Raw genomic sequence first — 12,198 nt, forward strand, 5'->3', positions numbered from 1 at the left:
GTCCCCACGACCCACAGCTGGTGGAGGTCAAAAAATATGGAACAGCCAATTAAAATTCTGGTAGTAGATGATGAGCCATATAGTCGAGATGAACTGAAGCATTTATTAGGATTATTTCCTGCTATTCAAATAGTGGGGGAAGCAGAATCAGGGGAAGCTGCCATTATGAAGGCACTTCAACTTCAGCCAGATGTTGTGTTTCTAGATGTAGAAATGCCGAAAATGGACGGCATGAAAGTGGCAAAAGCATTGATGGAGCTAAAAAAGACACCATTAATTGTGTTTGCGACTGCCTACCCACAATTTGCTTTGGAGGCTTTCCGATATAATGCAACAGACTATTTACTAAAGCCATACGACGAAGAGCAATTACAAGTCACCATCGAACGTATTGAGAAGCATTTCAGTAGTCAAAAGGAACAGAATAGAGGGAATGCAACTGGAAAGCTTGCTGTCGAATGCGATGGAGAGATTATGTATCTTGAACCGAAGGATATTTTTTACATAGTTCGTGAAGATAAGCTTACAAAGCTTGTGACAAAAATGGGGGAGTATGACACGAAAACGATGCTGAAGGAATTAGAAAGCAAGTTAGTAACGTTTGGTTTCTTTCGCATTCATAAAAGCTTTTTGGTCAATCTTCAATATGTCAGCCGCCTCAGCCCTTGGTTCAGTGGAGCTTATAAATTGGAATTGGAAGGAAGAGCAGAAGCGCTTTCCGTGAGTCGAAACTATGTGAAAGAGTTAAGAAGGAAATTAGAGATTTGAAAACATCCACATTCTAATATATCTGTTGCATGTTAGTCCCTATAAAAGGCATCTTAATCTAAAATTTATACCTCTTAGTCTGAAATTCCCCTATGAGACTATTATTTCCTTATACTTGTTTGTAAACGCATACATGTTGATTGAAGAAGGGGGAAAAGAAATGATTACATTTTTATCAGCGATCGTCCTGTTAATTATAGGTTACTTTACGTACGGAAAGTTCGTCGAAAGAGTTTTCGGAGTGAAGGAGGAGCGAGCGACACCAGCTTATGTCAATGCTGATGGTATAGACTATGTGCCAATGAGCACAAAGAAAAACTCGCTCATTCAGTTATTAAATATTGCGGGAACAGGACCAATTTTCGGACCAATTATGGGAGCACTTTACGGGCCTGTTGCCTTTATCTGGATTGTCGTTGGCTGTATTTTTGCTGGTGCTGTTCATGATTACTTAACAGGGATGATCTCCATCCGTAATCGTGGAGCGCATTTACCTGAGCTAGCAACTAAGTTTTTAGGAAAAGCAATGAAGCATGTCGTGAACGCTTTTGCTGTCTTGCTTCTATTATTAGTTGGTACAGTATTTGTATCGACACCTGCAAGTCTTCTTCATGTATTAATGAATGGTAAAGTGGCTTTAGGTATTCTTATTGCTGTTATCTTTATTTATTATATTTTGGCAACGTTATTGCCAGTTGATAAAATAATCGGTCGTCTCTATCCATATTTTGGAGCGATTCTTGTGATTAGTGCTTTAGGAGTAGGAATTGGGTTAATTGTAAAAGGTGCACCGATTCCTGAGCTTTCATTCTCGAATTTCCATCCAGATAATTTACCAATTTTCCCATTAATATTCTTTACGATTACATGTGGAGCACTATCTGGATTTCATGCGACACAAACACCAATCATTTCTCGTACGACTAAAAGCGAAAAGCAAGGACGTAAAATATTCTACGGTATGATGATTGCAGAAGGTATCATTGCCATGATTTGGGCAGCTGCCGCAATGAGTCTTTTCGATGGATATAATGGATTGGGTGATTTACTTGCAGCAGGCGGACCTGGTGCAATTGTGAGCGAAGTTTCTACACTAATGCTTGGAGCAGTTGGCGGAACGCTTGCGGTGCTAGGAGTTGTAGTACTTCCAATTACTTCTGGGGATACAGCTTTCAGAAGTGCACGTATGATCATTGCAGAGTATTTAAACATTGCACAAAAGAAATTTTCAAGTCGTTTATGGATCGCTCTTCCACTATTTGCGATTTCCATAGTGTTAACACAAATCGACTTTAACCTCCTATGGAGATATTTCAGCTGGGCGAACCAAGCAACAGCCGTCATTGCACTATTTGTCGGTGCCATGTATTTATATATTGCAAGAAAGAACTACTGGATTTCACTAGTTCCAGGAACATTCATGCTGTGCATGGTTATCACTTACATTTTAAACGCGCCAATTGGATTCCGTTTACCAATGGATATCGCATGGTACGGCGGATTTATCGGAACTGCCATCCTAGTAGTATTATTCTTCCGAACGGCTAAAAAAGCTCGAGCTAACCAAATTCCACTAGAAGAAGATATCTCTGATTATAATAAAGTAGCTTAATGAAAAACGGGCCGTGGGGCAACCACGACCCGTTTTTTTTTAATATCCGATAAAGCGAAGAGAAGGTTTGGTGTCTATTTTCTCTCCCTACTAATGTAGAAACATTTTACAAAGAGTTTGTAACGATACTAAAAGAGGAATGAAGTAGAGGGGAGTCTGCTTTTTGTAATGAAAAGAAGCCTTTTCTCATCAATGAAATTCGTAATTTACCCTCGATAGGGAGCATTTATTGGTAGTTATATGATGCATACGATTTACCTAACGCATCTTAAATTTCATCTGACAGATCCTGATTTTTACCTAACACATCCCCGAATTCATCTGACTTAATATTAATCTACCTAATAATGAGGTGAAGTAAAATTAAGGAGTCAATCTGCTTGGGTCTGATTATAAATTGAATATTTTAAAAATTTAATATTTTTACAAAGAAAGCGTTTACAAATTAATTCCTATCATTTAACATACTTATTAAGGTCACTAGAAAAAGTAAGTGGAGAATTTATTTGTCACAATACTTAACAACTTGTTTGAATTTAATAAATTTTATGATTATTGTTAGGTGGAAGCTTTAAAAAGCGAATTGGCAGCATGAAAACAGTAGATTTATATAAAAGTTAAGAATCTATCATCATACTTAATAAAGTCACTGGAAAAAGTAAGTTCAGTTTGAGAAAAGAGGTTGTGTAATTATGCAAAAAAAAAGAACAGGAGATCTGAGGTTAATTCAGGAATTAAATCGTTCTATTATTTTGGATACGATCAGGAAGAATGGGCCAATCTCAAGAAGTGAAGTTGCCAAAATAATCAATGTCAGTCCTACAACGGTTACCTCTGCGGTTTCAGAATTAATAAATGAAGGTCTTGTCTTTGAGGATGGGGTAGGCCATTCAAACGGTGGTAGAAAGCCGGTGTTACTCCGCTTTAATCCAAGTTCACATACTATCATAGGTGTTTCCCTTACTAACTCATATATAAAAATCGCCGACATGAATCTTGAGGGAAAGATCCTCAGAAAAGAAATACATCCTACAAATCAGTACCAAGGATATGATATCATTCAGCTCATTTTAGAGAAGGTACAGCTGTTTTTGACAAAAAAACTGGATATCGTGAATTGCCAAGGGATTTCAATTATCACACCAGGTATTGTCGATGCTGAAAAAGGCGTGATTACCTACAATTCCAAATTGAATCTCTATGATATTCCTTTAAAGGAGTTAATGGAAGAAAAAACGAATTTGCCCACCTTTGTAGATAATGACGCCAATGCTTTTGTCTTAGCGGAAAACTATTTCGGTTTGTTTAGCAAATTTAATGACCTAATCTATATCACTATAGGAGATGGTGTTGGCTCTGGATTGATGGTAAATGGCTCTATTTATCGGGGATTTCGCGGTAGCTCTGGGGAACTTGGCCATACGTCCGTTGTTCAAGGTGGCATCAAATGTGAATGTGGAAACAAGGGTTGCCTAGAAAACTATGTGAACTGGCCAGCGATTTATTCAAAGATTGTCTCTGCGATTATGACCAAAGGCAGTGACACTATCATTAAAGATATAGTGTCAAACGATTTAAATAAAATTAAACCAAGCATCTTTGTCCAAGCTGTGAATGAAGGGGATGAATTGGCCCTCGGAATTATGGAAGATGTCGTCAATCATCTAGCTATTGCTATTACGAACACGATGCACTTTTTCAACCCAGAGGTCATTATTTTAAGTGGAGATATTGTCCAAGATAACCCGCTATTTTTAAAGAGTCTGAAAGAACAAGTTACAGAGAAAGTGATAACGGTGTTGAAAGCAGAAGTGAATATTCATAGTACCTCACTTGGATCAGAGTTCGAGCTATTAGGTGCAGCTGCGGGGCTACTTCACTGGAAGTTTAAATTTCAAATAAATTAAAAGAGCTAATATGGATGTTTATGACTTTAAGGGGGGTGAGATTCTGCGTAGAGAAGTCGGAATAATTAAAAAATAATTCTCGTGCAGACACCTAAGATGCTCAATGGAGGATGTGTAGAAGGGTAAGTGTTATACGTTAGTTTCATCACCAATAGGAGGGAAATTATGAAAAAGTTCATTAGTTTTAATGTTATCGTGTTAATGCTTGTATTTTTAGCAGCATGTAGCTCTAGCAGTGGAGGAAGTAAACAGACCCTTGAAGTTGCATTATGGGATGAAAATACGAAAGAAGCAGTAAATGCCTCCATCGCAGCATTTAATGAGAAGCACCCAGACGTTAAGGTCAATGTAACTTACACACCATGGGCGGACTATTGGACAAAGTTGAAAACAAGCATTGGTGGGGGAAGTGGCCCGGATGTCTTTTGGATGAATGGTCCAAACTTTTATCAATATTCTACGCAAGGATTAATTAAAAATCTAGAACCATTTATTGAAGGAGATAATCAATTCTCGAAGGATCTTTATTTTCCAGCGGTCGTCGATCTTTATTCTTTAGACAATAATCTGTATGCGGCACCTTATTTTGTCGACGCAGTTGGTCTTTACTATAATAAGGAATTATTCGATGAAGCTGGTATCCCCTATCCGGATGAAACTTGGACTTGGGAGGATATCGAAAAGGTAGGTTCGCAGCTAACAGATCCTGAAAATGGTGTGTATGGTTATGTGGCGCATGTCGTACAAAGTCAGTCAGGCTATTATAACTTAATGCACCAAGCTGGCGGCTATATTGTTAGTGATGACAAATCAACATCAGGCTTTAATACTCCAGAGGCAAAAGAAGCCTTTACTTTTATTCAAAGCTTAATTGATAAAGGGATTTCTCCATCTGCACAAACGCAAATTGAAACAAAGCCTGAACAGCTATTTATCTCTGGAAAAGTAGCAATGCTACCGAGAATTTCCGTTAGTGCGGCAGAATTTGAAGGAGAATTAGGGGATGCATTAGGAGTTGCATCGTTACCAAAAGGTAAGCAAGACGCGGCCATTGTCCACGGAATTGGATGGGCGATGAACGAAAAGACGAAAGATGAGGATTTAACTTGGGAATTAATTAAAAGTTTGGCGAACGAAGATGGAAATAGAGTCATCGCGGAATCTGGATTCTCTATTCCAGCAATGAAGGAAATAAGTGACGTTTGGAAGGGGTCTCTCCCATCATTAGATTTACAAGTATTTATCGATGCTCAAGAGACAGGGGTTGCCTATCCAGTGTCTAAACGTACTGCAGAGTGGCAGGACGTAGAGATGGCAGAGATTCAACGTGCATTTTTAGGCCAACAGACAATTGATGAAGCCTTGGAGAAGATTGGGACGGCAATGGATAAGATTTTGGAAGAAGAAAAAAATGATTGATTAATAGAGTAATAAGTTATGTCTCTCTCGTTTTCATAAGGCTCTGTTAAAAGACAGCGGTGTTTAACAGAGCCTTTCATCAAGAGGACCGAGCTTTAAAAATACAGCTAATAGAAAGGAGAGGAGCATTTGAATACTGCAGTTACTCCTAAAAGTAGTAAAGCGGTGTTGGTGAAAAGTAAAAAGACACCAAGGCAAAAGGAAGCATTCTGGGCTTATTTATTTATTGCTCCTACCGTTCTCGGACTTTTCGTCTTTTACATGTTTCCGGCAATTGTATCGTTTGCCCTTTCGTTTACAAAATGGAATGGAATTAGTACACCGGAATATGTAGGTCTAGCAAATATTCTTGCTTTGATTCAGGATCCAGACATTATTCGGACCATTATCAATACGGCAGTGTTTACAGCAGTCTCGGTTCCGCTATCCGTTGCTTTAGCGATGCTGATCTCCCTGATGCTTAATCAGAAAATTAAAGGGATGATTGTTTACCGAACACTTTACTTTCTGCCAGTTGTCACGATGCCTGTTGCGGTAGGAATGGTTTGGAAGTGGCTTTACAATACCGAGTACGGTTTAATCAACTATATTTTAGGACTATTTGGACTTCCTCAGCCCTCCTGGTTGTTTAATCCGAATATTGCCTTGATCTCTGTCATTCTCGTATATGTATGGATGACCGTTGGGAATAATGTCATCTTACTCCTTGCGGGGCTTCAAGGTATCTCTCAAACCTATTACGAGGCGGCGCAGATTGATGGCGCTACGAAAATAAAGCAATTTTTCAAAATTACCTTACCTCTTATTACGCCGACTCTGTTCTTCGTTTTTATAACGGGGATGATTAGTTCCTTGCAGGTGTTTGACTTGATTTTCATCATGATTGGGGACAGTACTGCCTTGCTTGAGCCTTTAAGAACGATTGTATATGGGGTATACGAATCAGGCTTCAAGTATTCACAAATGGGAATGGCATCTGCACAAGCTTTCTTACTGTTTCTTGCAATTTTAACCGTCACCATTATGCAGTTCGTTTTTCAGAAAAAGTGGGTTCACTATGACGGTTAAAAAAGGAGTGTTTGAACGATGAAAATAAAAATAGGTAATCATGGTCTACTCATAATCGGAGCTTTTTTAATGGTCGTACCGTTTTTATGGATGGTTTCCACTTCGCTTAAATCATATGGGGAATCGATTCAAGTACCACCAACTATCATTCCTAAGGACTGGAAGTTTGAAAATTATAAGGAAGTATTTGAAAGCGTAAATTTTTTAAAATACTACTTTAATACAATCGCCTTAACGCTTGGTAGAACCTTAGTTCAATTATTTTTATGCTCGCTGGCCGCATTTGCTTTTGCTCGTTTGCGCTTTCCGGGTAAGAACATTATTTTTATCGCGATTTTATCGGTGTTAATGGTTCCGGCTCAAGTTATCTTAATTCCTAACTATGCGATCTTGACTCAACTAGGCTGGATTGATACCTTCTACGCATTAATCGTGCCTGGTATGTTCAGTGCCTTTGGAGTCTTCCTGCTACGACAATTTTTTATGGGGATTCCAAAAGAACTAGACGAGGCGGCAATGATCGATGGTTGTTCTTTCTTTGGAATATATTGGAGAGTTATATTGCCAAATGCAACACCTGCACTAATGGCATTGGGGATCTTCACGATTCTTGCGTCATGGAATGATTTCCTATGGCCGCTTGTAATGACCAATTCAGAGAATATGAGAGTGTTATCTGTTGGAATTGCAGCGTTCCAAGGGCAATACTCCACTAACTATCCATTATTAATGGCTGGAGCTGTCTTGTCTACGATTCCAATGCTCATCATGTTTATCTTTTTACAAAAGCATCTAATTACTGGTATTGCGTTACAAGGTGTTAGACGATAAGGAATTGATGTAGTTTCAACGAATTTCTACGGTGTTTCTTAGGAGGAAATCAAATGACCATTCGACAGGATTTAGCAATCGGTTTGGATTTAGGAGGTACGAAAATACTAGCAGCTCTTATCTCCAGGGACGGCGAAACGGTTAGTGAAATAGAAAATGAGACTTCTAAGCAAAGTAAAGAAGAGGTAACAAATTCTATATTTCACACAATTAATAGATTGCTAGAAAACGCTAAGGTGGATCGAAAGCGAATAAAGGGGATTGGGATTGCTTCAGCAGGTATTATTGACTCGAAGCAAAAAGTCATTAAATTTGCCAGCAATTTAGGGCTAGAAAATTACCCTATCGGAGCATTGCTCGAGTGCCATTACGAGCTTCCTGTTCAATTATGTAATGATGCAAATGCTTCTGCGATAGCCGAGTGGATCTGGGGGGCAGGTAAAGGAAAAGAAAACCTCATTTATATTACGGTAAGCACAGGGGTTGGCGCTGGAATTATCAGTAATGGAAGCTTAGTGACAGGTACGAGCGATAGTGCTGGTGAGTTTGGACATACTTCCATCATGCATCAGGGGATTCGTTGTGAATGTGGGAATCGGGGCTGCTTAGAGAAATATACTTCAGGAACAGCGATTGTTAATACTGCTTATCAGCGCTTATTAACTGGAGAAGAAAGTAGTTTGCAAAAATGGATTTTTGATGGCACTACCATTACAAATAAACACATTGCAGTAGCAGCGTCAGAGGGAGATGCATTTTCTATCAATCTTTTACAGGAAGTTGGCAGAATTCTGGGGACAGGGGTTAACAATTTAATCCATCTATTTAATACAGAAGTCATTGTTTTTGGTGGTGGAGTAATGAATATGTCGTCCTTTATTCTACCGGCTATTAAGGAAACAGTTAGGCAATATGGGATTTTCCACATGGTAAAGGATGTCGCGATTGAGAAAACGATTTTAGGGAAAAGAGGAGGTGTTATGGGAGCTTCTGGTCTATTTTTCACGAATGAATCGACGAAAGAGGATGCTACTACGAATCTTAAGATACTTAGTCATGAAAAATAAACAAAACTAAAGGGAGAGTTGAATGTGATAAATACACTGGTTATTGGTGCTGGAACTATGGGGAGTGTTCATGCGGATGCCTATCAGAAGTTAGAGAATGTCAATTTAGTAGGAATTGTAGATGCGGATTTTGCTAGAGCTTCCACACTTGCAGAAAAAGCAGGAACAAAGGCATTTCACTCGTATGAAGAAGCGGTAGCGGGTCTGGATGTGATTGATGCAGTATCTATTTGCTTACCGACACCTCTTCACAAGGAATTTCTTATTAAAGCAGCTGACGATGGAAAGCATGTGATTTGTGAAAAGCCCCTTGCTCGAACGCTAACGGATGCAAGAGAGATGATTAGCTATTGCCAAGAAAAAAGAGTTAAGCTGTTTGTTGGGCATGTAGTGCGATTCTTCCCAGAATACGTAAAAGCAAAGAAACTAGTAGATGCGGATAAAATAGGAAGCCCTGCTGTCGTTAGAACTTCACGAGGTGGCGCTTTTCCAAATGCGTCAAATGATTGGTACGCTGACTTTCAAACGAGTGGCGGATTAGTTTTAGATTTAATTATTCATGATTTTGATTATTTAAGATGGTGCTTTGGAGATGTGGAGCGCGTTTATGCAAAAAGCAGTAAAGGACGGGTTACCGAGAAAACAGAGTATGCTCTTGTAACGTTACGCTTTAAAAGTGGCGTGATTGCTCATGTTGAAGGAACTTGGGCCCATCAAAGCTTCGCCACCAAATTTGAGTTCGCAGGAAAAGAAGGCATTATTGAATATGATAGTGCGAAAATTAGCCCTGTTGTTTCCAGTCGAAAGCAAAGCGGTGGAGCTGGAGGCGTGGCGGTTCCGGAAAGCCCACTAAAAGAAAGCCCTTATTTAACGGAGCTCAAGCATTTTATCTATTGTATCCAAACCGATGAAAAGCCAATTGTTTCGGCAGAGGATGCCTATAAAGCAATGGAAATTTCGATGGCTGCTTTAGAATCTATTGAAACAGGAAAACCAGTTGTTTTGAATGATAAAAAAGTGAAGGAGGCTATCCAATGAAAGTCGGAATTATAAGTTTTGCTCACGGTCATGCATATGCCTATGCGGAAGCATTAACTAACCTTGCGGGAGTGGAGCTAGTTGGAATTGCAGATGAAGATAAGGCACGAGGTGAGAAGGTAGCTGCTCAATTTAACACGAAGCACTACATAGACTACGAGGCTTTGTTAGATGAGCCCATTGAAGCGGTCGTTATCACCTCGGAAAATAGTAATCATTTTCAGCATGTTGTCGCTGCAGCAAAAAAAGGCAAGCATATTTTATGTGAAAAGCCGATTGCTTCAACTGTCGAGGCGGCTAAAGAGATGATAGCTGTCTGTAAAGAAAACAATGTTCTCTTACAAACCGCTTTTCCGGTTCGCTTCAGTACTCCAGTCATAAAAGCGAAAAAAATAATCGACAGCGGCGAGCTCGGAAATATCATTGCAATTAAAGGAACAAATCGAGGAACCAATCCCGGTGGCTGGTTTGTAGATCGTTCAAAATCTGGCGGTGGAGCCGTTATTGATCATACGGTTCATGTAGTAGATATTATTCGCTGGTATTTGGGAGCGGAGGTAAAGGAAGTATATGCGGAAATCGGCAACCTAACCTCAGACTATGATATTGATGATTGCGGAATTCTTACGATGGAATTTGACAATAATGTCTTCGCAACGCTCGATTGTAGCTGGTCACGTAATCCCAATTATCCAACATGGGGCGATGTTACATTAGAAATCGTCGCGACAAACGGTACCTTAACAGTGGATGCCTTTGCTCAGAAGGTGGATATCTACAATAACGATGGAACGAAGTGGGACTTCTGGGGGGACAACATGAATGACGACCTAGTAGTAGACTTCATTACAAGCGTTCGAGAGGGAAAAACCCCATCCATTACTGGTGAAGACGGCTTAAAAGCACTCGAAGTAGCTATCGCAGCCTATCAGTCCGCAGAAAAGAAGGAACCCGTAGCGACGATTGGGTAGTTTATAAGGGGGACCTGAATAAGAGGGTTTTCTTTTTTAAAAGTTGGCTTTGTTAGTACAACGTTGATTTTTAGTCCCATAAATGTTGATTGGAGGACGAGGCTCCACAAGCGCCTTCTGGATAAGCGGAACCTCGCGCGGAAATCAACAGCGTTGTTCAACAGAACCTAAAAGTAAAAAAGGGGGAAGTCTGTATGTTAAAAGGGATTAACCAATGGTGTTACCCAGTAGGAACGCCTCTGGAAAAAGTATTCGAATATAGCTGTGATGCAGGGTTTGATGCAGTAGAGTTAAACTTAAATCAGGTAGGTGGAATAGGCTTAACAATGGATACAACAGTAGAAGAGGCGAAAAGGATTGTTGAGCTTGCATCCTCCTATCAATTACAGTTGCGGAGCCTTTCCACAGGACTCTTATGGGAGACATCTCTTGTCGATCCAAGTAAAAGTGTACGAGAAAAAGGAAGAAGAGTCGTTGAAAAGCAAATCGAACTAGCTTCTGTAATGGGAATCGATACTATCCTCGTCGTTCCTGGATTAGTTAGTGAAGCTATTTCCTATACGGACTGCTATGAACGAAGTCAGGAGGAATTACGAAAAGTTATTCCTCTTGCGGAAAGATATGATGTTTGTATCGGTATTGAAAATGTCTGGAATAAGTTTCTGCTATCGCCACTCGAAATGGCAAGATATATTGATGAACTACAATCTGAAAAAGTAGGAGCCTATTTTGATGTCGGAAATGTCTTGCAATTCGGCTATCCAGAGCAATGGATTCGTATACTAGGTGATCGAATAAAGAAAGTACATGTAAAAGACTTTAGTACGGCAGTAGGGAATATTAAAGGATTTGTCCCGTTATTAGCCGGTGATGTTAACTGGGTAAAAGTTAATGAAGCACTAGTAGAAATAGGATATGATGACACCCTAACAGCCGAGCTTAGTCCATATGCAATAGATCCGAGAGTGTTGGCAGTGGATACGGCGAGACATTTAGATGTGATAGTGGGGCAGACCCTCGCCGTTGTAAAGGAATAAAGTGAGGGGCTTTTTGCTCCTCGAAGCTTGTCGAAAATAGGTGTGTATGAAGCATTGTGGTTTTCTGTTTTCTGAAGAAAGTATGTACACCGTTCAGCTAGGATTGGCTATGTTGAAGGGGGAGCATTTTATAAATTGGACACAACTTATGTCTTTAACGTTACTGTCAGTCATCCCGATGCTAATTGTCTTTTTATTATTCCAACATTTCTTTATTAAGGGAAGGGAATGGTTAGTTTTCTGAGTCGTGGGTAAGTCATGGGGACAGGAACCATTTAGATAAGTAAAGTGTTTGAAATGAATAACTCAATCGGAAATTTTGCGCGAAACAAAGGCACAACTAGTCGTTAAAACTAGTTGTGTCTTTTTTAATGTTAGAGGTATTCGCTTAACATCTAATCTATTTTATGAGCAAATAAATTAGGTGCGGTTCTTCATTGTGGATGAATAAACAAGATTGTTATATAATGGGATTGTAGT

10 protein-coding genes are annotated in these 12,198 nt (G+C 39.6%); all 10 read left to right on the plus strand.

From position 1 onward, the window contains the following. Positions 1-36 precede the first annotated feature (36 nt). The 10 genes from BK580_RS02380 to BK580_RS02425 all read left to right on the plus strand — a co-directional run bounded on the left by BK580_RS02380 (position 37) and on the right by BK580_RS02425 (position 11,718). A complete protein-coding gene (locus tag BK580_RS02380) occupies positions 37-768 on the plus strand; it encodes a LytR/AlgR family response regulator transcription factor (protein WP_078378783.1) in 732 nt (243 codons plus the stop codon). A 160-nt stretch (positions 769-928) separates the two neighbouring features. Next, positions 929-2,380 carry a carbon starvation CstA family protein gene (locus BK580_RS02385; protein WP_078378784.1) on the plus strand — a complete coding sequence of 484 codons (1,452 nt, stop codon included), beginning with the start codon at positions 929-931 and terminating at the stop codon, positions 2,378-2,380. A 692-nt stretch (positions 2,381-3,072) separates the two neighbouring features. Then, entirely contained in the window at positions 3,073-4,287 is a 1,215-nt protein-coding gene (locus BK580_RS02390) for an ROK family transcriptional regulator (protein WP_078378785.1), read from the plus strand. 165 nt (positions 4,288-4,452) lie between these two features. After that, complete coding sequence (locus tag BK580_RS02395; RefSeq protein ID WP_078378786.1) at positions 4,453-5,706, plus strand: ABC transporter substrate-binding protein; 1,254 nt, start codon at positions 4,453-4,455, stop codon at positions 5,704-5,706. 129 nt (positions 5,707-5,835) lie between these two features. Further along, positions 5,836-6,774 carry a carbohydrate ABC transporter permease gene (locus tag BK580_RS02400; protein WP_235863982.1) on the plus strand — a complete coding sequence of 313 codons (939 nt, stop codon included), beginning with the start codon at positions 5,836-5,838 and terminating at the stop codon, positions 6,772-6,774. An 18-nt stretch (positions 6,775-6,792) separates the two neighbouring features. Beyond that, on the plus strand, positions 6,793-7,605 hold the full coding sequence (locus BK580_RS02405; protein ID WP_078378787.1) for a carbohydrate ABC transporter permease: 813 nt from the start codon (positions 6,793-6,795) through the stop codon (positions 7,603-7,605). Positions 7,606-7,658: 53 nt separating this feature from the next. Then, positions 7,659-8,672, plus strand: a complete 1,014-nt coding sequence (locus BK580_RS02410; protein WP_078378788.1) for an ROK family protein — start codon at positions 7,659-7,661, stop codon at positions 8,670-8,672. A gap of 24 nt (positions 8,673-8,696) precedes the next feature. Next, on the plus strand, positions 8,697-9,710 hold the full coding sequence (locus tag BK580_RS02415; protein ID WP_078378789.1) for a Gfo/Idh/MocA family protein: 1,014 nt from the start codon (positions 8,697-8,699) through the stop codon (positions 9,708-9,710). Further along, positions 9,707-10,681, plus strand: coding sequence for a Gfo/Idh/MocA family protein (locus BK580_RS02420; protein WP_078378790.1), 975 nt, complete (start codon positions 9,707-9,709; stop codon positions 10,679-10,681). The genes BK580_RS02415 and BK580_RS02420 overlap by 4 nt, the downstream gene beginning before the upstream one ends. Positions 10,682-10,875: 194 nt before the next feature. Continuing rightward, a complete protein-coding gene (locus BK580_RS02425; protein ID WP_078378791.1) occupies positions 10,876-11,718 on the plus strand; it encodes a sugar phosphate isomerase/epimerase family protein in 843 nt (280 codons plus the stop codon). The last annotated feature ends 480 nt before the right edge of the window (positions 11,719-12,198 follow it).

Origin of the sequence: Sutcliffiella halmapala (assembly GCF_002019665.1) — a bacterium.
In the GTDB taxonomy this organism is placed as follows: domain Bacteria; phylum Bacillota; class Bacilli; order Bacillales; family Bacillaceae_I; genus Sutcliffiella_A; species Sutcliffiella_A halmapala.